This window comes from Nocardiopsis codii (assembly GCF_036327455.1).
Taxonomy (GTDB): Bacteria; Actinomycetota; Actinomycetes; order Streptosporangiales; family Streptosporangiaceae; genus Nocardiopsis; species Nocardiopsis codii.
The window spans coordinates 93160-116055 of sequence record NZ_JAUZMY010000003.1; the positions used below are offsets into that span (position 1 = coordinate 93160).

The window sequence follows — 22896 nt, forward strand, 5'->3', positions numbered from 1 at the left end:
CCAGCGGCCGACATGGGAAGGATACATGCGCGTCACAGCCTCCCAACGGGGGCGTGACGCCGGAGTGAGGGGCCGCACCCGGGGCACGCCTGTGGCGTTGGGTTCCGGGGTGTTCTGTGAGATGCGCCGCGCCGCGCGGCCGGGCCCGGCACGGGCGCGCCACGGGTGGTCGGAGCACGTGAGCGGGGGCGTCGTGCGGCGGCGGCCCCGGGAAGCTCACCGGGGCGTGCGGGCGCACGGGCTTCGTACGGAGCGGCGGACCCGGTCCTGCACCGCAGGTCCTCGCGCGTGCGCGCGCGAAGGCCGGTTCCGGTACGGACGGGGCTGCCTGCGGCTCGCCCACAGGGGCGCGGGGCCTCGCGGGCTGCGGCCCCGGAGACGGGCAGCCGGCTCCCGGACCAGGGCTCGAACCTGGACGATGGGGACCAAAACCCCACATGCTGCCGATTACATCATCCGGGAAGGCAGCGGGCGCGAACGCGTCGCACCCGTACGCCAGGCACCAACATAGCGCCTCCGGTGGAGGGCTTGCCAAACCTACGGGGTCGTAGGTTACGGTTACGTAGGAATAGGTTGGGCCGTCGCGACGGGTGCTCCGCGCCTTTCGGACACCGTCCCGACCGCGACGACGTTGCCGTGACGACGAGGTGTGTACGACCATGACCGCTGCTCCCGAGCTGCCGACCGAGAACGCCGACAAGAAACGCGAGGCGATTCCCGAGTACGAGCCGGAACTACGAGGCCGGGCCGAACGCTTCACGGTCTTCGCGTTCGTCTTCATCCCGCTGATCGCGCTGCTCGCGTCCGTCCCGTTCTTCTGGGGCTGGGGCCTGAGCCTCACCGACATCGCCATCGCGTCGGTCTTCTACCTCATCAGCGGCCTGGGCATCACGGTCGGCTTCCACCGCCACTTCACGCACGGCTCCTTCAAGGCCAACCGCCCCCTGCGCATCGCGCTCGCGATCGCCGGCTCGATGGCCATCGAGGGCAGCGTCATCAAGTGGGTGGCCGACCACCGCCGCCACCACAAGTACGCCGACGCCGAGGGCGACCCGCACTCGCCGTGGCGCTTCGGCGACGACTGGAAGTCCGTCGCCAAGGGCCTGTACTACGCCCACATGGCGTGGATGTACCTGGACGAGAAGAGGACCTCGCCGCGCCGCTTCACCCCGGACCTGCTCAAGGACAAGGACATCGTCCTCGTCGACAAGCTGTTCCTGCCGATCGTGATCTTCTCCCTCGGCGCCCCCGCCCTCATCGGCGGCCTCGTGACCATGTCCTGGTGGGGCGCGCTCACCGCGTTCTTCTGGGCGAGCCTGGTCCGCGTGGCTCTGCTGCACCACGTCACCTGGTCCATCAACTCCATCTGCCACACCATCGGCGAGGAGAACTTCGAGGTGCGCGACCGCTCCCGCAACGTGTGGTGGCTGGCCATCCCCTCGTTCGGCGAGTCCTGGCACAACCTGCACCACGCCGACCCGACCTGCGCGCGCCACGGCGTGCTCAAGGGCCAGATCGACATCTCCGCCCGCGTGATCTGGGCGTTCGAGAAGTTCGGCTGGGCCACGAAGGTCCGCTGGCCCAACAACGAACGGCTCGCTGCCAAGCGGGTCAAGGTCTAGGATCAGTAGCCATCATGGGAGCAGCCGACAGCGAGCAGAAGGCCCGCGTACGCCGCAAACGCATGACGGGCAAGGAGCGTCGGCAACAGCTGGTGGAGATCGGCCGGGAGCTGTTCGCCGAACGCGGGTTCGATGCGACCTCCGTCGAGGAGATCGCCGCGCGGGCCGGGGTGTCCAAGCCCGTCGTGTACGAGCACTTCGGTGGCAAGGAGGGCATCTACGCGGTCGTGGTCGACCGTGAGATGCGCACGCTCCTCGACATGATGGGCGAGGCCCTCACCGCCGACAGCGCCCGGGGCAAGATCGAGAAGGCGGCGCTGGCCCTGTTGCGCTACGTGGAGGAGAACACGGTGGGGTTCCGGGTCCTGACCCGTGACTCCCACGTGGCCTCCGGCACCGGGAGCTTCGCCAGCCTGATCAACGACATCGCCAGCCAGGTCGAGCACATCATGGTGGACGAGTTCGCCGAACGCGGCTACGACCCGGCGCTCGCCCCCATGTACGCGCAGGCCCTGGTGGGCATGTGGGCGCTGACCGGGCAGTGGTGGCTGGAGGTGCGCAGGCCCAGGCGCGAGGTGGTCGCGGCGCACCTGGTCAACCTCGCGTGGAACGGGCTCGCGAGCCTGGAGCCCAAACCGAGGCTGCAGACGAAGCGGCGCGGATCGACCTGATGTCCGGACCCACCCCTCGCACGGGGTGGGTCCACCGCGTTCCGCGCACCGCGCGACGGCCTCCGGACGGCGGCGGCCCCTGGGCGACAGGGATGTTCGACATACCGCCCCCACTATCTTGATGTCAAGAGATAGGCTGTCCCCATGCGCGATGAGGTGGATGGGCTGATCGAGGCGTGGCGCTCCGAACGCCCGGACGTGGACGTGACACCCCTGGAGGTGTTCAGCCGTGTGTCCAGGCTCGCACGCCACCTGGACCGTGCCCGGCGCACGGTCTTCACCGAGCACGCACTGGAACCCTGGGAGTTCGACGTGCTCGCCGAGCTGCGCCGCTCGGGCCCCCCGTACGAGCTGAGCCCCGGCCGACTGCTGCGCGCCACACTGGTGACGTCGGGGACCATGACCAACCGGGTGGACCGGCTGGCCGCCGCCGGACTGGTCAAGCGGCGCCCCGACCCCGACGACAAGCGCGGGGTGCTGGTCCGGCTCACCGAACGCGGCGCCGAACGCATCGACACGGCCCTGGAATCGCTCCTCAGCTACGAGGAGACCCTTCTCGCCCCCATGCCCGCCGGCGACCGGGAACAGCTGGCATCGTTACTGAGATGCCTTCTGGCCCCCCTCGACAGGGACCCGGCGCGGCCGCAGAGCTAGTCACCCAGCGGTGTCCGCCTCTCACCGGGACCGCTGCCGGGCGCGAACCACATTCCGGGCTTCGGTGGGAGAACACAGAGTGAGAATCCGGTGGATGGCCGCGGCCGCCGCGACCGCGTTGGCCACGGGGTGCGTCGGCGGCGACGGCGCCGAACCGACGACCGCGCAGAGCTACTACCTGTCCCTGGGCGACTCCCTGACCGTGGGCGTACAGCCCGACGGGAACGGGACGCCCCAGGAGACTCCGGACGGGTACACGGACATCCTGTACCGCGCCCTCTACGACTCCGACTCGACGCTGCGGCACGAGCGCATGGGCTGCGGCGGGGAGGACACCACGAGCTTCCTCGAAGGCGGCGTCCCCCACTGCGACGAGCAGTACGGGGACACGTCGCAGATCGAGGCCGCCGAGGACTTCCTGTCCGAGCACGCGGGCCGGGTCGACCTGGTCACCCTCACCATCGGCGGGAACAACTTCACCGGCTGCGTCGCGGGACTGGACGGCGGTACGGGACCGACGGTCGACACCGCGTGCGTGGACGACGGGCTGGAGCGCGTCGAGTCGGAGATCCCCGAGATCGCGAACCGGCTGCGGACGGCCGCGGGCCCGGACACCAGGATCGTCGCCATGACGTACTACAACCCGTTCCTGGCGGCGCAGCTGCTCGGCGGCGGGGCCGAGGACCCCGACGGCCCGGCCGCCCCCGGGGACGGCCCGCGCCTGGGGGAGGCCGAGGGCGAGCTGCCCTTCGACGCGAGCCTGGCCGGCTACGCCACCGACGTCCTGGAGCAGCTGAACGAGTCGCTGCGCTCGGGCTTCGCCGCCGAGGACATCGCCGTCGCCGACGTGGAGTCGGCCTTCGACTCCCTGGACGGCGGGGTCCCCGCGGACAGCTCCACGGGCATGCCCGCGAACCTCCGGTCCGTCTGCGACCTCACCTGGATGTGCGACGCGGACCGGGGACCGGACATCCACACCAACCGGGCGGGCGCACAGGTGATCGCGACCGCCTTCGAGGAACTGGTCCGCTGACCCGGGCCCGGGCCCGTCCCCGAGGGGTCCGCGCGCGCTGACGCGGGCCCCGCCGGGGCGTCCCCGGGACGGTCCCGGTCCGCCGCACCCCGGTCCGCCGCCCGCTGTCCGGGGTGCGGCGGGAGGGGTGCGCGCCCCGGGCGGGCCCGGCTCTCCCGGCGGCCTTCCGGCGCGGTCCCCCACCCCGGACTCGACCGGGACCCGTGGCTGCTGGCATGGTGGCCCGGACGCCTTCCGGTTCCCCCACGTGAAGGGCCCGGCGGGTCCCGGGGAGCTCGGCGGGTCGCGCCGGCTCCCCGCACGACCCCCGGGCACGTACCTGTAGCCGACCCGGGTGGGAGAAGACAGTGCGAATCCGCTGGATCGCGGCCGCGGCCGCAGTGGTGCTGACCGCGGGATGCTCGGGCGCCGACGGAGGAGGGGCTTCGGACCAGGAGCCCTCCGGGGCCGACGGGGGCCACTACCTGTCGCTGGGCGACTCGCTGGCCGTGGGCGTGCAGCCCGACGGGAACGGGATGCCCGGCGAGACCGAGCAGGGGTACACGGACATCCTGTACCGCACCCTGCTCGAGGAGGACCCCGGCCTCGAACACGAGCGGATGGGCTGCGCGGGCGAGGACACGACCACGTTCCTGGAGGGCGGCCTGCCCCGCTGCGAGGAGCGCTACGACGACGGCGAGCAGCTCCAGGCCGCAGAGGACTTCCTCGCGGACCACGAGGGGGAGGTGGACCTGGTGACCCTCACCATCGGGGCGAACAACTTCACCCGCTGCGTGCGGGGGGTGAACGCGCCGGACGGCCGGGCCGACGGCTCCGAGGACATCGACATCGACGCGGAGTGCGTGGCCGACGGCCTGGAGCGGCTGGAGGAGGACGTCCCCGAGATCGCGGAGCGGCTGCGCACCGCGGCCGGGCCGGACACGCAGATCGTCGCGATGACCTACTACAACCCGTTCCTCGCGTTCTTCCTCCTGGACGACGACCCCGCCGGTCAGGCGTCCGCGTCCGCGGAGGAGGCCGAGGAGGTCTTCCCGGAGCAGGAGGCCAGGGGCGGGCTCGCCGAGGAGGCGGTCGAGATCCTCACCGAGGTCAACGGGACGCTCACCGACGCCTACGAGGCCCAGGGCATCGACGTCGCCGACGTGGACTCCGTCTTCCAGGCCACCAACCAGGAGGTTCCCGAGGGCAGCGAGACGGGCATGCCCGCGAACCTCCAGAACGTGTGCGACCTGACCTGGATGTGCGACGCGGAGCGGGGGCCGGACATCCACCCGAACGAGGAGGGCGCCCGGGAGATCGCCTCCGTCTTCGCCGAGGAGGTGCGCTGAGGAGCAGCCGCCGGTGGCGGGAGGGGCCGCGACCCGGCCCCCTCCCTGGCGGGACCGGTGCGGGGCGCCGGGCCGTCGGGGGCCGCGGCGCTCCGGGTGCGGGGCTACGCGGTCCGGCCGGGCAGTGACTCCTCGATGAGCGCGACGATGGCCGGGTCGTCCGGGCTCGTCCTGCTGCGGAAGCGGTGCACGGCGCCGTCCGGGAGGACCAGGAACTTCTCGAAGTTCCACTTCACGTTCCCGGCGGCGCCGTCCTCGTCGGCGGCCTCGGCCAGTTCGGCGTAGAGGGGGTGGCGGTGGCGGCCGTTGACCTTCACCTTGCTCATCATCGGGAAGGTCACCCCCCACGTGGCTGAGCAGTACTCGGCGATCTTCCCGTCGTCGCCGAACTCCTGGAGGAACTGGTTGCTGGGGAATCCCAGCACGGTGAAGCCCCGGTCGGCGTACTGGTGCTGGAGCTTCTCCAGCTGCTCGTACTGCGGCGTGAAACCGCACCGGGAGGCGACGTTCACCACCAGCCGGACCTTCCCGGCCCACTCACCGAACGTCGTCTCGCGTCCGTCGATCAACGTCACCGGGATCTCGTCGACAGCGGTCATGCGTGTTGGCTCCTGTCCTCCGGGGATCCGGCGCCCGGCGCACGTTCGGCCGGGGCGGTCCCAGGACCTCGGAGGTTACTCGACGGTGGACCGCGGCGCCGGGCCGGTCCGCGCGGTCCCTCGGCCGCCGGGAGGGGTGGCCGGGCGCCGGGCGCTGCGCCGGACAGAGCCGAGCAGGGCGGGAGCACACGGGGAGGGGCCGGCGCATGCCGACCCCTCCCCGTCGTCCCGGTGCCGCGTGGGCCGTCAGTCGCCGACGACCTCCGCCTGCTCCAGCCAGACCTCCTCCAGTTCGCCGCGCTCGGTCGCCAGGGCCTTGGCCTCGGCGTCGAGTTCGGCGAGCCTGGCGTAGTCGTTGGCGGCGGCGGCCATCAGCTCGTGCAGTTCGGACTCGCGCTTGGCGATGCGGTCCATGCGCCGTTCGACGCGCTGGAGCTCCTTCTGGGCCGCGCGCCGTTCGGCCGCGGACACCGCGGGCTGCTCCGGCGCGGCCTCGACGGCCGCGGTTTCGGAGGCGCCGAGGGGCACGGTGGCCTCCCCCGCGGTCGCGGCGCGGCGCTCCAGGTACTCGTCGACCCCGCCGGGCAGCCACGCGAGACCGCCGTCGCCCATGAGGGCGAGCACCCGGTCGGTGATGCGCTCAAGGAAGTAGCGGTCGTGGCTGACCAGTACGAGCGAGCCCGGCCAGCCGTCGAGGAGGTCCTCCAGCTCGGTGAGGGTCTCGATGTCCAGGTCGTTGGTGGGCTCGTCCAGCAGCAGCACGTTGGGCTCGCCCATGAGCAGGCGCAGGAGCTGGAGGCGGCGGCGCTCACCGCCGGACAGGTCGCCGATCGGCGTCCACTGCCGGTCGCCCCGGAAGCCGAAGCGCTCCAGCATCTGGCTCGCGGTGTAGTCGCGCTTGCCGATGGTGATGTGCTCGCGGATCTCCATGACGGCCTGGAGCGGGCGCGCCCCGGGGTCGAGTTCGGCGACGTTCTGCGACAGGTGGGCGAGCTTGACGGTGCGGCCGGTGCGCACGCTTCCCGAATCGGGTTCGCGCTCCTCGGCGAGGATCTTGAGGAGCGTGGACTTGCCGGCGCCGTTCACCCCCACCAGGCCGACCCGGTCGCCGGGGCCCAGCTGCCAGGTGAGGTGGTCCAGGAGGGTGCGGTCCGGGATGGCCACCGACACGTTCTTGAGGTCGATGACGGTCTTGCCGAGCCGGGAGCTGGCGAACCGCACCAGTTCGACGCTGTCGCGGGGCGGCGGCTCGTCGGCGATGAGCTGGTTGGCCGCCTCGATGCGGAACTTGGGCTTGGAGGTGCGGGCCGGGGCGCCGCGGCGCAGCCAGGCCAGCTCCTTGCGCATGAGGTTCTGGCGGCGCTCCTCGGAGGCGGCGGCCTGGCGGTCGCGTTCGGCCTTGGCCAGGACGTAGGCGGCGTAGCCGCCCTCGTAGCGCTCGACGGTGCCGCGCCCGACCTCCCAGGTACGGGTGGTGACGGCGTCGAGGAACCAGCGGTCGTGTGTGACGACCACGAGCGCCTCGGGACGTCCGCGCAGGTGCTCGGCGAGCCAGGCGATGCCCTCGATGTCCAGGTGGTTGGTGGGCTCGTCCAGCACGATGAGGTCGTGGTCGCCGATCAGCAGCCGCGCCAGGCCGGATCGGCGGCGCTCGCCTCCCGAGAGCCCGGACATGGGGGTGTCCAGGTCCCAGCCGCCGAGGAGTCCGCGCAGGACGTCGCGGATGCGGGAGTCCCCCGCCCACTCGTGCTCGGCTCGGCCGTCCAGCACGAACCCGCCCACGGTGGTGTCGGGGAAGGTGTCGCGCTGGTGCAGGAAGCCGATGCGCAGCCCGCGGTTGTGCACGACACGACCGGAGTCGGGTTCGGTGATGGCGGAGAGCACGGAGATCAGCGTGGACTTACCGCCGCCGTTGCGGCCGACCACGCCGATGCGTTCGCCCTCGTCCACACCGAGCGACACCTTGTCGAGGAGTACGAGCGGCCCGTAGGCCAGGGACACGTCCTGAAGGTTGACCAGATTCGTCATCACCTTCCATTGTCCGGGGTCCGACCCAGTGCCCTGGCCGCCCGGCCCCTCGGGAGAGTGAGGGGCCCGCGCCGGGCTGCGTGCGCGCCGGACCGCGCCCGGGGCCGCACCACGCAGGGCCCCGGACGCGTTCCCGGGCGCCGGGCTCCCGGCGCCCGGTCTACACCAGGAAGAAGTCCCTGGCGGCCTTGGCGACGCCCTCCGCGTCCACCCCGTGCGCCCGGGCGTGCTGCTCGGGCGTGCCGTAGGCGCGCAGCTCCCGGTCGCGGGAGACGCCCAGCCCGAGCTGGCGGTGGCGCCGGTCGGCGAGCGCCGCCGCGACCTCGTGCGCGGAGGTTCCGGCCAGGTAGGGCTCGACCACGAGCACGTCGGCGTTGCCCGCCGCGCCGACCAGGGCGCTGAGCCCCGTGCGGTCGAACGGTCGCACGGTGGAGGTGTAGGCCACGGTCACGTCGAGGTCGGCGGTGGCCTCCAGGACGCGGTCCAGCATCGGCCCGACCGCGACCACCACGCCCGCGGAGCGGGGCGTCCCCGCGCGCACCACCGACAGCCGGCCGCCCACCGGCAGGGACGCCCGGTTCGAGGTGCCGGAGAGCCGGACGTACACGCGGTCCTCCCCTGGGATCGCGGCCTCCAGGGCGCCGCGCACCTCGTCCGGGTGGCCCGGCACGTGCACGGTCCACCCGGGGAGGGTGTCCAGCAGCGCAACGTCGCCGGGCGCCTGGTGGGTGCGCCCCTCCTCCGAGGCGTCGTAGGAGCCGCCGATACTGACCAGGACCGCGCCCACGTCCTGGTGGGCGAAGTCGAGCTTGACCTGCTCGAACGGGCGCTCGACCAGGAACGGCGCGTAGCTGTGCACGATCGGCCGCATGCCCGTGAGGGCGAGGCCCCCGGCCACGCCGATCATGGCCTGTTCCCGGATGCCCACGTCGATCACCCGCCCCGGGTGGCGGATCGCCGTGGAGCGGAACATGCCCGCGGAGATGGCGGCGAGGACGACCGCGACACGCGGATCGCGGTCCATGGCCTCGATGACTGTGGCGGCGAAGGTCTCGCGCATGGCCGTGTCTCCTGTCACTCAACTGGTCCGGACGCGGGCGACGACGACCAGCGGCCGTCCCGTGTGGGGCCGGGTGAGGGCCTCGTGGAGGGCGTCGTGGTCGCGCCCGGGGACCTCCCGCGCCGCCCACCCCTCCGTGGCGAACCGGGCGCCGATGCCGCCGGGCCAGCCGTGGCTACTGGAGGCGTTGTCCACGACGACGACGGTGAGGTTGTCCGCGCCGAGCCTCCCGGCGACGGCGACGGCCTCGTGGTTGCTGCCCTCGTCGAGTTCGCCGTCGCCGATGAGCACGACCACGCGGGGAACGGAGCCGTCGGGGCGGCGGACGCCCTGGGCCCGCAGCCCGAGGGCGCTGCCCAGGCCGAGGGGGAGTCCGTGGCCGAGGGAGCCGCTGCCGATCTCGGCGCCGGGCACGAGGACGCGGTCGGGGTGGTGGCCCAGCCGGGAGCCGAAGGCGGTCCAGCCGCGCAGCGCGGACACGTCCACGAACCCCTTGGCGGCGAGCACGGCGTAGAACGCGGCGGGTCCGTGCCCCTTGGACAGCAGGAAGCGGTCGCGGGCGGGGTCCTCGGCCGTCTCGGGGGTGACGGCCAGGACGCGGTCGTAGAGGACCCACACGACGTCGAGGGTGGAGTGGGCGGCACCCTTGTGCTTCTCATCACCCTCCATGAGGCCGATGAGAGCCGGCAGGTCGGCGTAGCGCGACAAGGCGGGAGCGATCGTCATGCCCACCAGTGTTCGACCTCAACCGTGGTTCAGGTCAACTGGCAGGAACCCCCACAAAACAGGAGAATCATCAGTGATTTACATCACAGAACAACGGCACCGGGCACATCCCCGTGGGCCGTCACCACCTGCTCGCACAGTCCGCTTCCCTCCAGCGCCGCGACGACGGAGGCCTCGCGCTCGGCCACCACAGCACCGTCCTCGGGGCCTCCGCCCACCAGGAAGGCACAGGTCGGCCCCGAGCCGGACACCAGGGCGCCCAGGGCCCCCGCACCCCGGCCGATCCCGAGGGTCCGCTCCAGCTCCGGCAGGAGCGACAGCGCGGCCCCCTGGAGGTCGTTGGTGAGCGCCGCGCCGACGGCCGCGGGGTCCCCGAGCGCGAGCGCGCCGGCCAGGGCCGGGTCCAGGCGGGGCTGCGGGGCGTCGGGGCGGATCCGGTCGTACTCGCCGAAGACCCGCGCCGTGGACAGGCCGTGCGGCGACAGGGCGAAGACCCAGCGGAAACGGCCCGGACTGGCCATCGGGGCGAGGACCTCCCCGCGCCCCGTCCCCACGGCCGTGGCGCCCACCACGGCGAAGGGGACGTCACTGCCGAGTTCGGCCGCGCAGTCGAGGAGCTCCTCGCGCGACAGGCCGGTCCCCCACAGCCGGTCACAGGCGACCAGGGCGGCGGCCGCGTCCGCGCTTCCCCCGGCCATGCCGCCCGCCACGGGGATGTTCTTGTCCAGGTGGACGGTGACGGGGAAGCCCTTCCCGGTCCGCTCCGCCACGAGGGCGACCGCGCGCGCGGCGAGGTTGCTCGCGTCCAGGGGCACGCGGGACAGGTGGGACCCCAGGCCGCCGTCGGCGGTCAGCCCCGCGACGACGGAAGCGCCTCCGTCAGGGGGACTCGGCCGACGCGACCGGGCCTCCCGGACGGTAACCTCATCGAACAGTGAGACGGCGTGGAACACGTTGACGAGGTCGTGGAACCCGTCCTCGCGTCCGGGCCCCACCGCCAACTGGAGGTTCACCTTCGCGGGGACCCGCACGGTTACGGTGGTATTTACGGTCACGAGTCCCCAATCGTAAAGGAACCCCCACCTTGCGTGAACACGTACCCCGCCAGGGGCGCTGGTGTGTTCACCCCCTCCCACCGGCGCGAACGTCATCGCCGGAAGGAATCGGGAACCAAGATCACGATCCGGGGATCGTCACCACTGTCATGTCAGTCACCGCCTGTCCCCAGAACGGCCCGATCAGGCCGCTGAGTGGGAATCAGGGCACAAACACCGCTACCTTGGGGCAAGGCGGGGTTTGGACACCGTCGGGGAGGGTCGCTTGCCGTCGGATGGGCTCCCGAAGAACCTGGAACCGCTGGCCGCCGGAGATCCGGCCACCATCGGTCCCTATGTGCTGTCCGGGAAGCTGGGCAGCGGTGGCATGGGTACCGTCTACCTGGGCAGTTTGTCGGAGAGGAACAACCAGGTAGCCATCAAGGTCATCCGCCCGGAACTCGCCTTCGACGAGGCGACGCGGGCGCGTTTCCGCGATGAGATGGAGAACGCCCGCAAGGTCGCCTCCTTCTGCACCGCCAAGGTGCTCGACCACGGGACGTTCGAGAACCGTCCCTACATGGTCACCGAGTACATCGCGGGCACCGCCCTGGCCGAGCACATAGCCGAGAACGGCCCGCTGGACTCCTCCACCCTGCACGGCTTCGCCCTGGGCGTGGCCGCCGCGCTGGCGGCCATCCACCGCACCGGGCTGGTCCACCGCGACCTCAAGCCCGCGAACGTGCTGCTGTCGCTGTCCGGCCCCCGGGTGATCGACTTCGGCATCGCGCGCGCGATGAACACCGCCACGAACCACACCCAGACCGGCATCGTCATGGGCAGCCCCGGGTGGATGGCGCCCGAGCAGCTGTTGGAGGAGCAGGTCACCACCTCGGCGGACATCTTCGCCTGGGGGTGCCTGGTGGCGTTCGCCGGCAACGGCACGCACCCCTTCGGCAACGGCGACGCCATGACGCTGGGCAAGCGGGTGCTGTTCGCCGAACCCCAGATCGGCAACCTGGACAGCCCGCTGGACCGCCTGGTGACGCGCGCGCTGGCCAAGGAGCCGAACCGCCGCCCCACCGCGCAGGACCTCCTGCTGGAGCTGGCGGGCGGCGAGGACAGCACCAACCCCAACGACATGGTGTCGCACGCGCTGCACCAGTCGTGGCGGCCCAACCTGCCGCCGATGCCGCCCGGTCCGCCCCCGGGGATGCACCCCCAGCAGGGCGCGCCAGGGCACCAGACCATGACGGGCATGCGCCACCAGGCGCCCGGCCAGTACCAGGCGGGCCCGCCCATGCCCCCGCCCGCGCACCAGACGGGCAACTTCCAGCACCCGCAGCCCCCCGCGGGGCCGCCCCCCGGCTACCCGGCGACAGGCCACCAGTCCGGCCCTCCGCCGGGCGCGCAGGCGCAGCAGCCCCGGCAGGCGGGTCCGCCCCCGGTACAGCACCCCGCCTCGACCGGGCCCATCCCGATGGTGCCCCCCGCCGACCAGCAGGCGAACCGTCCGGGACCCCAGCCGTACGTGCCGCCGGTGCCACCGCCCCCGCACCAGCCCGCGGCGCCGAACCGGCGGCGGGGGCTCATCGTCATGGTGGCGGTGGGCGCCACGGCACTCCTGGTGCTCGTGGTCATCCTGGTGACCCTGCTGATGAACATGGACCGTTCACCGTTCTCCGACGCGGACGACGCCCCTCCCGCGGCGGACTCGCAACCGGAGGAGACCCCGCCCGCGGACGACGGGGCCGACGACTCCGACTCCCCGGGCGTTCCTGGAGGCCTGCCCGCGATGTCGGCGGACGGCACGGTCGAGTACCAGGTCACCTCCGTCACCTGCGGGTTGGAGGAGGTGGCGGGCCGCTCCGGCCTGCGCAGGGGCGAGTACTGCGTCGTGGACCTGGAGGTCACCAACCTCCTCAACGGCGCACCCTTCGCCTTCGACAGCAAGGCGCAGTACCTGGTCACCGACACCGAGTCGGAGATCGTCGCGGCGACCCCGTCCAGGAGCGAACAGGAGAGGCCGCTGTGGGACGTCGACGGCCTCGCCCCGGGCAACACGGCCACGGGTGAGCTGGTGTTCATCCTCACCCCGGAGCAGTCCCCGGTCCAGCTCCTGCTCAACAACACCGTCGACGGCGCACCGACCGAGATCGACATCCGGCACATGGTGAACTAGGGCCCGGGCCACGATCGGCCCCACACGACACGGACGGGCCCGGCACACACGCGGTGTGCCGGGCCCGTCCGTGGTGCGGGGAGGTCCGCTCCCCTACTCCCACTCGATGGTGCCCGGGGGCTTGCTGGTCACGTCCAGCGTCACCCTGTTGATCTCGCGGACCTCGTTGGTGATCCGGTTCGAGATCTTCGCCAGCACGTCGTAGGGCACCCGCGACCAGTCCGCGGTCATGGCGTCCTCGCTGCTGACCGGGCGCAGGACGACCGGGTGGCCGTAGGTGCGGCCGTCGCCCTGCACGCCCACCGAGCGCACGTCGGCGAGGAGCACCACCGGGCACTGCCAGATCTCACGGTCCAGGCCGGCGCGGGACAGTTCCTCACGGGCGATCGCGTCGGCCTCGCGCAGGATCTCCAGGCGGTCGCGGGTCACCTCGCCGATGATGCGGATGCCCAGACCCGGTCCCGGGAAGGGCTGGCGCCACACCATCTCGGCGGGCAGGCCCAGCTCCTCGCCGACCTTGCGCACCTCGTCCTTGAACAGCTCGCGGAGGGGCTCCACCAGGGTGAACTGGAGGTCGTCGGGGAGACCGCCCACGTTGTGGTGCGACTTGATGTTGGCGGTGCCGGTGCCGCCGCCGGACTCGACCACGTCCGGGTACAGGGTGCCCTGCACCAGGAACTCGACCTCGGCCCCGCCCTCGCCGCCCTCGGAGACGACCTCGCGGGCCGCCTGCTCGAACACGCGGATGAACTCGCGGCCGATGATCTTGCGCTTCTCCTCGGGGTCGGTCACCCCGGCCAGCGCCGACAGGAACCGCTCCTCGGCGTCCACGACCTTGAGCTTGGCTCCGGTGATCGCGACGAAGTCCTTCTCGACCTGCTCGGCCTCACCCTTGCGGAGCAGGCCGTGGTCGACGAACACGCAGGTCAGCTGGTCGCCGACGGCGCGCTGCACGAGGGCTCCGGCCACGGCGGAGTCGACGCCGCCGCTCAGCGCGCAGATGACGCTCTTGTCGCCGATCTGCTCGCGGATGCGCTCCAGCTGCTCCTCGACGATGTTCACCATCGTCCAGGTGGGACGGCACCCGGCGCCCTCGTACAGGAACCGGCGCAGCACCTCCTGGCCGTGCTCGGTGTGCATGACCTCGGGGTGGAACTGCACGCCGAACAGGCGGCGGTCGGTGTCCTCGAACGCGGCGACCGGGGCGCCCGCGGTGCTCGCGGTCGTGGTGAAGCCCTCGGGGGCCCGCACCACGGAGTCGCCGTGCGACATCCACACCGACAGGTCGGCGGGGATCCCCGTGAACAGCAGGGAGTCGGTGACGGCCGACAGTTCGGTGCGGCCGAACTCGCTCAGGTCGGTCCGGTCGACGGTTCCTCCCAGGGCCCGGGTCATGGCCTGGAAGCCGTAGCAGATACCGAAGGTCGGAACCCCGGTCTCGAACAGCTCGGCGCCGACGTGGGGGGCGCCCTCGGCATAGACCGACGACGGGCCGCCGGAGAGGATGATGGCCTTGGGTTTCTTGGCGAGCATGTCCTCGACGGGCATGGTCGAGGGCACGATCTCGCTGTGCACATGGCATTCGCGGACGCGTCGTGCGATCAGCTGCGCGTACTGCGCGCCGAAGTCCACGACGAGAACGGTGTCGAACGTGCTCTCAGCACCAACGGACACGACGGAGGACCTTCCGCAGGGAGTACAGGGATAGGCACCCAGTCTAGGGCGTTCCCCGTGCTCAACCGCTCCCCCGCCGTGTGCGGTGGGGCTCAGCCCCCGAAGCCGTCGGGGTTGGCCGACTGCCACCGCCACGAGTCACGGCAGGCGTCGTCCACGCTGCGGGCGGCCTTCCACCCCAGGTCGCGGGCGGCGGCGGACGGGTCGGCGAAGCACGAGGCGATGTCGCCGGGGCGCCGGGCGGCCACCGTGTACGGGATCGGCGCCCCGGTGGCCCGCTCGTACGCGCGCAGGCCCTCCAGGACGGAGGTGCCGTGGCCCGTCCCCAGGTTGTACACGCGGCAGCCGGCGGAGTCGCCCAGGTGGTCGACGGCGGCCAGGTGGCCCTGGGCGAGGTCGACCACGTGCAGGTAGTCGCGGACGCCGGTGCCGTCGGGGGTGTCGTAGTCGTCGCCGTACACGTTGAGCCGCTCACGGCGCCCGGCCGCGACCTGCGCGATGAACGGGAACAGGTTGTTGGGGACTCCCCGGGGGTCCTCCCCGATCAGGCCGCTGGAGTGGGCGCCGATCGGGTTGAAGTAGCGCAGGGTGATGATGCGCCAGCGCGGGTCGGCGACGGCCAGGTCCTCCAGGACGCGTTCGATGAACAGCTTGGTGGCGCCGTAGGGGTTGGTCACGGAGAGGGGGCTGTCCTCGGTGAGGGGCAGCCGCTCGGGGTCTCCGTAGACCGTCGCCGACGAGCTGAACACCAGGTCGCGGACGTCGCGTTCGTCCATCACCTCGGCGAGGGCGAGCAGCGCGTCGAGGTTGTTGCGGTAGTAGCGCAGCGGCTGGGCGACGGACTCGCCCACGGCCTTGAGCCCGGCCAGGTGGATGACCGCGTCGACGTCGTGGGCGTCGAAGACCCGGCGCAGCGCGGCGGGGTCGGTGCAGTCCTCCCGGTGGAAGGCGACGGTCCGCCCGGTGATGCGCTCGACCCGGCGGACGGCCTCCTCGCTGCTGTTGACGAGGGAGTCGACCACGACGACGCCGTGCCCGGCCTGGAGCAGTTCGACGGCGGTGTGCGAGCCGATGTACCCGGCCCCACCGGTGAGCAGTACGTTCATCTCTCGCTTCCCTGGCTGGAGGAGCGCCCGCCGCGTCGCGGACGCTCCCCAGGATAGGGGGCGGCCCGGCCGGAAGCCTGTGACACGCGCCACCGGGTTCCGTCCCGGAACCCGCCGGTCCGCGGAAGGGGCGGGCGCCGTCGGCCCCGGCCCCTCCCGCCCCGTGCGGGTCAGCCGCGCCCCGGCGGGGTGCTGCGGCGGGTGTCCAACCACAGGACCTGCGGGTCGTGGTCGCTGACCTGGTCGTGGAACTCGGAGTTGAGTCGCGCGACCTCGTAGTCGACCCGGCCGGCGAGGGCCCGGTTCACGAGGATGTGGTCCAGGGCCTGGGAGTTGCCGTCGAACACGTAGTTGTAGCGCTCCCCCTCCGGCAGGTCCGTCATGGGGTTGTGCAGCCGGCCGTCACCGGTGAGGATCTCCAGGGTCCGTGAGAACTGGAAGTCGTTCAGGTCGCCCATGACGACCAGGGCGGCCTCCGGGTCCGCCGCGAGCAGCTCGTCGGCGAACGCTCCGACCAGTGCGGCCTGGGCGTGGCGCTGGACCTCGCTGGTGCGGTTCGGCGGCTGGTGGACGCCGTGCAGCGGCTGGTCGCCGCCCTTGGAGTTGAAGTGGTTGGTGACCACGTAGATGTCCCGGTTCAGGGCGCGGAAGTGGCCGACCAGCGGCTTGCGGCTGGACTCCCACGCCTCGTCGGTCGGGCTGATACGGCCCGGGGAGACCGACAGCTCGGCTCCCCGCTCGCCCTCCACGATCTCGACGGCGGTCGTGGCGTCACCGCCGGCCCGGTCCACGAACCGGACGCGCTCGGGGTCGAACAGGAAGGCGTTGCGGATGTTGCCGCCCGGCTGCCCGCCGTCCTGCTTGTCCTCGGGGCTGATCTGCCGCCACTCGTAGGCGGGGCCGCCCTGCGCGGCGACGGCCTCCACGAGCCGGTCGAGGGTGAGGCCCGCGTCGACGGTGCCGTCGTCCTCGGGGCCGCTGTCGTCCTGGATCTCCTCCAGTCCGATGATGTCGGGCGTGTCCAGGTGGTCGACGATGCCGGTCGCGAGGGCGTCGAACCTGGCCTGGTCGTCCCGGCCGCCGAGGTTCTCGACGTTGTAGGTGGCGATACTGACCTCGTACCGTTCCGTGTCGCGGACCGCGGTGCGCTCCAGGTCGCCCGGGACGTGCTCGCCCAGGGTCGTGGCGCGGATGAGGTAGCCGCCGAACTGGCTGTGGCCGACGGGACCCTCGGTGACCCCGGCGAGGGTGTCGCCCACGTTCGCCGTCGGGAAGGGGTGCTCGGCGCGGTCGAGCAGGGACTCGACCTTGACCCGTCCCGAGTTGGGGCCGCCGTAGGAGCCGTAGGCGGTGCCGCCGTTGACGGTGGGGTTCTGGTCGGGCTTGGTGGTCACCCACAGGGCGTGGTAGCCGTCGGTGGCGGCCACGACGGGGGCGTCCTCGACGCGGACCGTCATGTGCTCGTGGGCGGCCCAGAAGTCGAGGGCGTACTCGTCGGGCTCCAGTTCCAGCCCGGACACGTCGCCTCCGTGGTCGGGGGCGTACGCCTCGGGCAGGGCGTCGGCGTCGAGGAGGACGGCCCCGGGGAGGTCGTTGCCGGTCGACAGGACCGTCCAGCGGGCCTGGTCGAGCTGGGTGACGGTCTGCTGGCCGGACGCGGACCGGTACTCGCCGACCCTTCCGGCGACCAGGACCTCGTCGCCCGCGGCGACGGGGGGTGTGGTGGAGCCGGTGAAGACGAACAGCGCCTCGCTCGTGCGGGGGTCGCCGTCGCCCTCGGTGTCCTGGAACCAGAATCCCCGGGCGCTGCCGAAGGCGTTGACCGCCGTCACCACTCCGGGCAGGCCGGTGACCTGGCGGCCGGCGTAGGGGGAGGTGCGGGTGGTGCCCTGGACGTCGTGGACGCGCAGGTCGCCGGGCTCGACGGGCTCCTCCGGGCCGCCGCCGTCGCCGACGGTCTCCCCCGCCGCGTTGGTGGGGGTGGGGTCTCCGGCGGTGAGGTCGGCCGCGTTGTCGCCGGTGTCGGTGAAAGCGGCGTCGCGTGAGGCGGAGGCGGTGTTGGAGAGCCCCGTGACGGGCGACCCGGCGTGGACGACGGCGTTGCCGTAACCGACCACGTCGACGACGGCGCCGTCCTCCGCGCACGCCGCCGCGGTCCGGCAGGCGACGGGGTCGGTGCCGGACACGAGCAGGACCGTGCCCGCCGTCGCGGACATGTTGGTGCTCCCCGCGGTGTCGGGGGCGGGGAGCTCGGTGCTGCCCCCGGCTCCCACCGCCTGGCGGACCAGGTGGTGGCCTCCCGCGGGGATCTCACCGGTCAGGGCCGTGACCTGCACCCGGGTGGCCGGTCCCGGGCTGGCGGGGAGGTACTGGACACTCCACCCGTCGAGGTCGGCGGCCTCGCCCGTCGGGTTTCCCAGCTCGACGAAGTCGTGGCGCAGGTGGGCGCCGCTGTTGCCGCCCCCGCCGTACACCTCGCTGATCACCGGGGCGACGGCGTCGGCGAGGGCGGCGGGCACCGCTCCGAGGCCGACGCCCAGGAGGACCGCGGCGGCGGCGGACGTGGACGCGATCAGGCGTCCGGGTGGGGTGGGGGACACATCTGCTCCGGGGTTCGCTGGGGGTTCGGGGGCCTGGACATCATGACCCGTGCGGATGTCCGATCGAAAGAGATCGCATGAAATGGAGGCGACGCGACCGGCGGTTGGTGCGATCCGCCCACCGTCGCGCCCGCCCCGCCCGGTGCGAACGTCCGAGTCCGGGCACGCGGGCGGCAGCGGTCCTCAGAGGGCCGGGCCGGTCCCGTCCGGACGGGACCGGCCCGCACCGGTGCGGCGCGCGGGCCCCTCCCGGCCGGGCCCGGCGTGCCCGGGGCCTCGGCCGCCGTGCCCGGCCCGCGGGCTACAGCCGCGGGTCGACCGGCTCCGAGGCCAGTCCCAGGATCGCGAACACGGGTTCGTGCACGCGCCACAGCGGTTCGCGGCGCGCGTGCCGCGCCAGGGCCTCCAGCCCCAGTTTGTGCTGCCGCATGGCCAGGCTGCTCTTGCGGCCGAGGTTGCGGTCCTTGAGGACGGCCAGCCTCTCGGGGTCGGTGTAGTCGGGGCCGTAGACGATGCGCAGGTACTCGGGTCCGCGTACCTTCAGTCCCGGCTGGGTCAGGCCCTTGCGGCCCCTGGCCCGGGCACCCAGGACCGGCTTGACCACCATGCCCTCACCGCCCGTGCCGACCATGTCGGTCCACCAGTCGGCGGCGGAGCCGCAGGCGGCCGGGTCGGTGGTGTCGACCACCCGGTAGCGGGTGGGGTGCACCATGCCGCCGGTCTCCGCGAGCCGTTCGGCGACCGCCATGTGCCACAGGTGGTCGGCGTCGGAGTACTCCCTGCCCTCGGAGGCCAGGACCGTGAACGGCGCGTACCGGAGCCCCGCCGCGCCGTCGGTGTCCCACGAGTAGCGCCGGTAGACCCGGCTGAACGCCTCGGTCTGCTCGGCCCGCCGGTCCACCTTGTCGACCAGGCCGTCCACGGGCACGCCGCGTGCGGCCGCCGCGCGGAGCGCGTCCGCGGCGGCGGGCAGGGAGGCGCGGGCTGCGGCGCCCACCGACGCGTACTGCTCGCGGATCAGCGACCGGGCCTTGGCCGACCACGGCAGCAGCTCCCCGTCCAGGGCCACCCAGTCGGTGCCGAGGCGGTCCCACAGGCCGGCGTCGGTCACGGCGCGGCGCAGCCGGTCGACGACCTCCGCCTGGAGCGCGGGGTCCTGGAAGAACGGGCGGCCGGTCCGGGTGTGGACCACGCCGAGTTCGCCGGGCACGAAACGCCGTTCGGCCGCGGCCCCGTCCCTGCACAGCACGGCGACGGCGCGCGAGCCCATGTGCTTCTCCTGGCACACGACCTCGCCGACCCCGGCGCCCCTGAAGTACGCGAACGCCTCGTTCGGGTGCTCCAGGAACCGGGGGTCCGCGGCGGTGGGCGCCGGGGCCATGGTCGGCGGCAGGTACAGCAGCCAGCGCGGGTCGACGGCGAACCGGCTCATCACCTCCAGCGCGGCGAGCGTGCCGCCGCTGTCGGTGCGCACGGCGCCGTCGGCGGTCTCCACGAACAGGCCGGGGGCCGTGTCCGCGGCGCCGATCCCGACGTCGGTGATGTCGATGGTGTCGTCGGTGCGCCGGTCCGCGTCCTCCGCGGGCGTGGCCGACAGCGGCCGGGCCGGCTCGTACCAGGTGCGGTGGGCCTGCACCTCGACCAGTTCGCGCTCCGGGTAGCGCAGCGCGGTGAGCTTGCCGCCGAACACGCAGCCCGTGTCCAGGCAGATGGTGTTGTTGAGCCACTCGGCCTTGACGGTGGGGACGTGGCCGTAGACCACGGCCGCCCTGCCCCGGTACTCGCGGGCCCACGGCAGACGTACCGGGAGGCCGTACTCGTCGGTCTCCCCTGTGGTCTCGCCGTACAGGGCGAAGGAGCGCACGCGGCCGGAGGCCCGGCCGTGGTACTCCTCCTTCAGCCCGGCGTGGGCGACGACGAGCCGTCCCCCGTCGAGGACGAGGTGGCTGACCAGGCCGTCGCAGAACGCGAGCACCCTCGCACGGAACTCCTCGCTCTCCCGGCCCAGCTGCTCCACGGTCTCGGCGAGGCCGTGGGTGAGCTGGGCCTTGGCGCCCTTGAGCACCCGGATCAGCTTGTTCTCGTGGTTGCCCGGCACGCACAGGGCGTCGCCGTCGGCGACCATGCCCATGACCAGGCGCAGCACGCCGGGGCTGTCGGGTCCACGGTCCACGAGGTCGCCGACGAACACCGCGGTGCGCCCGTCGGGGTGGCGGGCTCCCACGGGGCGCCCCCCGCCGTCACGGGACAGTTCGTAGCCCAGCCCTCCGAGGAGTTCCTCCAGCTCCTCCCGGCAGCCGTGCACGTCGCCGACGATGTCGAACGGGCCGGTGAGCTCGGTCCGGTCGGTCCAGGCCCGTTCCAGCGCGACGGTGGCGCCGTCGATCTCCTCGGGTCCGTGCAGGACGTGGGTCCTGCGGAAGCCCTCGCGGGACAGCCGCTTCAGCCCCTGTCGGAGGTCGCGCCGCTGCCGCCGGATGACGTGGTCGCCGAAGTCCCGGTCGGGCCGTTCGCGGTTGCGCTCCCTGGCCAGCGCCTCGGGGACGTCGAGCACGATCGCGGTGGACAGGACGTTGTTGTCCTTGGCGATGCGCACCAGTTCCCCGCGTGCCCTGCTCTGCACGTTGGTGGCGTCCACGACGGTGAGGAGGCCCCTGCGCAGGCGGATGTCCACGATGGTGTGCAGCAGGGCGAACGCGTCCGCGCCGGCGGACTGGTCGTTCTCGTCGTCGCTGACCATGCCGCGGCAGTAGTCGGAGCTGATCACCTGCGTGCGCGCGAAGTGCCTGGCGGCGAAGGTGGACTTGCCGGAGCCGGACACCCCGATCAGCACGACGAGGCCCATCCTGGGCACGCCGAGCACACGCGGCTCGGGGGCTCGGGCCCCCTCTGTCGTACTCACCGGGTGAAGACTCCCATCTGGGTCGGGGCGCCGGTCCGCGGGTCCTCGGGCCCGACCGGCAGGCGGCGGACGGTGTAGCCGTGCTTCTCGGCGACCCGGTCCGTCCACAGGGTGAACTCGGCGCGCGTCCACTCGAAACGGTGGTCGCCGTGCCGGAGGGCGCCGTCCTCCAGCCCCTCGTAGTGCGTGTTGTACTCGACGTTGGGCGTGGTCACCACGACGACCCGGGGCCGGGCCGCGCCGAACACGCTCTGCTCCATCGCCGGCAGCCGCGACGGGTCCAGGTGCTCGACCACCTCCATCAGGACGGCGGCGTCGTACCCGGAGAACCGCCGGTCGCGGTAGACGACGGAGCCGACCAGGAGTGCGGGCCGCGACGGTGTCCGGCCCCCGCCCGCGGCCCCGGGGGCGGTGGAGGACAGCGGGCGGTGGCGCCTGCTCCCGCTCGGGTCGCAGCCCCGGCAGAATCTGCGGTGGGCGTGTTCGAGGGTGACGGCGCTGACGTCCACGCCGGTCAGGCGTGTGAGGGAGCGGTCTCCGGCCAGCCGCTCCAGCAGGCGGCCGGAGCCGCATCCGAGGTCGATGACGCTGGTGGCGTTCTCCGCGTCCAGCACCGCCATGACCGCACCGGCCCGCTGGTCGGCCAGACGGGGGGCGCGCTCGCCGCCCGCCCCGGCCGCGGGGTCCGCGGCGACTTCCTCCACGACGGGGTCGTCCGCGTCCTCGGCCGTGTCCTCGGCCTCGGCGAACCGGGCCATCGCGGTCCGCACGTAGGCGTCGCGCCGGTTGAGGTAGCGGCGGGTGATCCAGTCCCGTTCGGGGTGTCCGGCGAGCCAGCCGACGTCCGCGACGGGCCCGTCTCCGCCCCCGGTCGCGGGCGCTTCGGCCGGGGGCACGGCCGCCCCGTCCGCCTCCCCGGCAGGGGGAGGTCCGTCCGCGTCCGTCCGAGGCGCGGCGCCGGGCAGCCCTCCGGCGCGGAGGAGCTTGTCGACCTCGCTCCGGTCGACCCAGTAGTGCTTGCTGCCGTCCATCGCGGGGAGCAGCACGTACAGGTGGCTGAGGGCCTCGGACAGGCGCATGGTCCCGGTGAGGGCGAGGGTCAGGTAGTGGGAGTCGCCCCAGCCCGGCAGCCCGGGGTCGAGCGGGACCGGTGCGGCGTCGACCGCCCACCCGAGGGGCTCGAAGAGCGCGCGGGCCCGTTCCGCACCGGCCCGGCAGGGGACGGCGGGCATCCGCAGTTCCAGGGGGAGGGGGGTGCTCGCCAGTGCGGGCCGGGGCGCGCACACGCCCCGGAGGGCGGAGCGGAAGACCCTCCCCAGTGCGACCGTGAACAGTGACGACGTGGCGTAGGGGCGGTCGTTGACGTACTGGGCGAGCGAGAAGTCGGGCGAACTCACCGAGGTGCGGGCGCGCAGGAGGGCCTGCGCGTCGACGTCCAGGAGGAGCGCCGCGGTGCAGCGCTCCTCTGTCGCCTCGGGGTAGAAGACGTGGGCGGTACCGAAGGACTGCTCGAAGCCCTGCGCCCTGTCGGGGTGCTTGTGCAGCAGGAAACCGAGGTCCGTCGCCGGGTTCGCCGTGGTCGTGATCGTCAGTAGCACCCGTGCATTGTGTCCGCTCGCCGTGGCGCGGTGCCAGGGATTTTCCGTCCGCGGCCGGCCGGAGCGGCGCCCCCGACGT

16 protein-coding genes are annotated in these 22896 nt (G+C 72.8%); 6 read left to right on the plus strand and 10 right to left on the minus strand.

Annotated features, from left to right (window positions below):
• The first annotated feature begins 659 nt into the window (after positions 1-659).
• The 5 genes from Q8791_RS04200 to Q8791_RS04220 all read left to right on the plus strand — a co-directional run bounded on the left by Q8791_RS04200 (position 660) and on the right by Q8791_RS04220 (position 5308).
• Positions 660-1622 carry an acyl-CoA desaturase gene (locus Q8791_RS04200; RefSeq protein WP_330090229.1) on the plus strand — a complete coding sequence of 321 codons (963 nt, stop codon included), beginning with the start codon at positions 660-662 and terminating at the stop codon, positions 1620-1622.
• Positions 1623-1636: 14 nt separating this feature from the next.
• Entirely contained in the window at positions 1637-2293 is a 657-nt protein-coding gene (locus tag Q8791_RS04205) for a TetR/AcrR family transcriptional regulator (RefSeq protein WP_330090230.1), read from the plus strand.
• Between the two features lie 144 nt (positions 2294-2437).
• Complete coding sequence (locus Q8791_RS04210; RefSeq protein WP_330090231.1) at positions 2438-2947, plus strand: MarR family winged helix-turn-helix transcriptional regulator; 510 nt, start codon at positions 2438-2440, stop codon at positions 2945-2947.
• 94 nt (positions 2948-3041) lie between these two features.
• On the plus strand, positions 3042-3980 hold the full coding sequence (locus Q8791_RS04215; protein WP_330090232.1) for a GDSL-type esterase/lipase family protein: 939 nt from the start codon (positions 3042-3044) through the stop codon (positions 3978-3980).
• 362 nt (positions 3981-4342) lie between these two features.
• A complete protein-coding gene (locus tag Q8791_RS04220; RefSeq protein ID WP_330090443.1) occupies positions 4343-5308 on the plus strand; it encodes a GDSL-type esterase/lipase family protein in 966 nt (321 codons plus the stop codon).
• Positions 5309-5412: 104 nt separating this feature from the next.
• Here the strand turns inward: Q8791_RS04220 and Q8791_RS04225 are convergent, their stop codons facing one another.
• The 5 genes from Q8791_RS04225 to Q8791_RS04245 all read right to left on the minus strand — a co-directional run bounded on the left by Q8791_RS04225 (position 5413) and on the right by Q8791_RS04245 (position 10776).
• On the minus strand, positions 5413-5907 hold the full coding sequence (locus Q8791_RS04225; RefSeq protein ID WP_330090233.1) for a glutathione peroxidase: 495 nt from the start codon (positions 5905-5907) through the stop codon (positions 5413-5415).
• 246 nt (positions 5908-6153) lie between these two features.
• A complete protein-coding gene (locus tag Q8791_RS04230) occupies positions 6154-7935 on the minus strand; it encodes an ABC-F family ATP-binding cassette domain-containing protein (RefSeq protein ID WP_330090234.1) in 1782 nt (593 codons plus the stop codon).
• 160 nt (positions 7936-8095) lie between these two features.
• Positions 8096-8995, minus strand: a complete 900-nt coding sequence (locus Q8791_RS04235; protein WP_330090235.1) for a transketolase family protein — start codon at positions 8993-8995, stop codon at positions 8096-8098.
• Positions 8996-9013: 18 nt separating this feature from the next.
• Complete coding sequence (locus Q8791_RS04240; RefSeq protein WP_330090236.1) at positions 9014-9721, minus strand: thiamine pyrophosphate-dependent enzyme; 708 nt, start codon at positions 9719-9721, stop codon at positions 9014-9016.
• Positions 9722-9804: 83 nt separating this feature from the next.
• Positions 9805-10776 carry a 4-(cytidine 5'-diphospho)-2-C-methyl-D-erythritol kinase gene (locus Q8791_RS04245; protein WP_330090237.1) on the minus strand — a complete coding sequence of 324 codons (972 nt, stop codon included), beginning with the start codon at positions 10774-10776 and terminating at the stop codon, positions 9805-9807.
• A 265-nt stretch (positions 10777-11041) separates the two neighbouring features.
• On the opposite strand from Q8791_RS04245, the gene Q8791_RS04250 reads away from it, so the two are divergent.
• Complete coding sequence (locus Q8791_RS04250) at positions 11042-12937, plus strand: serine/threonine-protein kinase (protein WP_330090238.1); 1896 nt, start codon at positions 11042-11044, stop codon at positions 12935-12937.
• A gap of 93 nt (positions 12938-13030) precedes the next feature.
• Here the strand turns inward: Q8791_RS04250 and guaA are convergent, their stop codons facing one another.
• The 5 genes from guaA to Q8791_RS04275 all read right to left on the minus strand — a co-directional run bounded on the left by guaA (position 13031) and on the right by Q8791_RS04275 (position 22817).
• Positions 13031-14611 carry a glutamine-hydrolyzing GMP synthase gene (gene guaA, locus Q8791_RS04255; RefSeq protein ID WP_330090239.1) on the minus strand — a complete coding sequence of 527 codons (1581 nt, stop codon included), beginning with the start codon at positions 14609-14611 and terminating at the stop codon, positions 13031-13033.
• A gap of 92 nt (positions 14612-14703) precedes the next feature.
• Positions 14704-15717 (minus strand): UDP-glucose 4-epimerase GalE, encoded by a 1014-nt coding sequence (galE, locus tag Q8791_RS04260; RefSeq protein WP_330090240.1) that lies wholly within the window; start codon positions 15715-15717, stop codon positions 14704-14706.
• Positions 15718-15887: 170 nt separating this feature from the next.
• Positions 15888-18317 (minus strand): endonuclease/exonuclease/phosphatase family protein, encoded by a 2430-nt coding sequence (locus tag Q8791_RS04265; RefSeq protein ID WP_330090241.1) that lies wholly within the window; start codon positions 18315-18317, stop codon positions 15888-15890.
• 301 nt (positions 18318-18618) lie between these two features.
• Complete coding sequence (locus Q8791_RS04270; RefSeq protein WP_330090242.1) at positions 18619-21219, minus strand: polynucleotide kinase-phosphatase; 2601 nt, start codon at positions 21217-21219, stop codon at positions 18619-18621.
• Positions 21216-22817: a 3' terminal RNA ribose 2'-O-methyltransferase Hen1 gene (locus Q8791_RS04275; protein ID WP_330090243.1), complete on the minus strand. Its 1602-nt coding sequence runs from the start codon at positions 22815-22817 to the stop codon at positions 21216-21218. The genes Q8791_RS04270 and Q8791_RS04275 overlap by 4 nt, the downstream gene beginning before the upstream one ends.
• Between the last annotated feature and the right edge of the window lie 79 nt (positions 22818-22896).

Excerpts from the sequence above, each read along its gene's own strand:
- Q8791_RS04230 (WP_330090234.1), bottom strand. The coding sequence starts at position 7,935 with ATGACGAATCTGGTCAACCTTCAGGACGTGTCCCTGGCCTACGGGCCG.
- Q8791_RS04215 (WP_330090232.1), top strand. The coding sequence starts at position 3,042 with ATGGCCGCGGCCGCCGCGACCGCGTTGGCCACGGGGTGCGTCGGCGGC.
- galE (WP_330090240.1), bottom strand. The coding sequence starts at position 15,717 with ATGAACGTACTGCTCACCGGTGGGGCCGGGTACATCGGCTCGCACACC.
- Q8791_RS04240 (WP_330090236.1), bottom strand. The coding sequence starts at position 9,721 with ATGACGATCGCTCCCGCCTTGTCGCGCTACGCCGACCTGCCGGCTCTC.
- Q8791_RS04225 (WP_330090233.1), bottom strand. The coding sequence starts at position 5,907 with ATGACCGCTGTCGACGAGATCCCGGTGACGTTGATCGACGGACGCGAG.
- Q8791_RS04235 (WP_330090235.1), bottom strand. The coding sequence starts at position 8,995 with ATGCGCGAGACCTTCGCCGCCACAGTCATCGAGGCCATGGACCGCGAT.
- Q8791_RS04205 (WP_330090230.1), top strand. The coding sequence starts at position 1,637 with ATGGGAGCAGCCGACAGCGAGCAGAAGGCCCGCGTACGCCGCAAACGC.
- Q8791_RS04210 (WP_330090231.1), top strand. The coding sequence starts at position 2,438 with ATGCGCGATGAGGTGGATGGGCTGATCGAGGCGTGGCGCTCCGAACGC.
- Q8791_RS04200 (WP_330090229.1), top strand. The coding sequence starts at position 660 with ATGACCGCTGCTCCCGAGCTGCCGACCGAGAACGCCGACAAGAAACGC.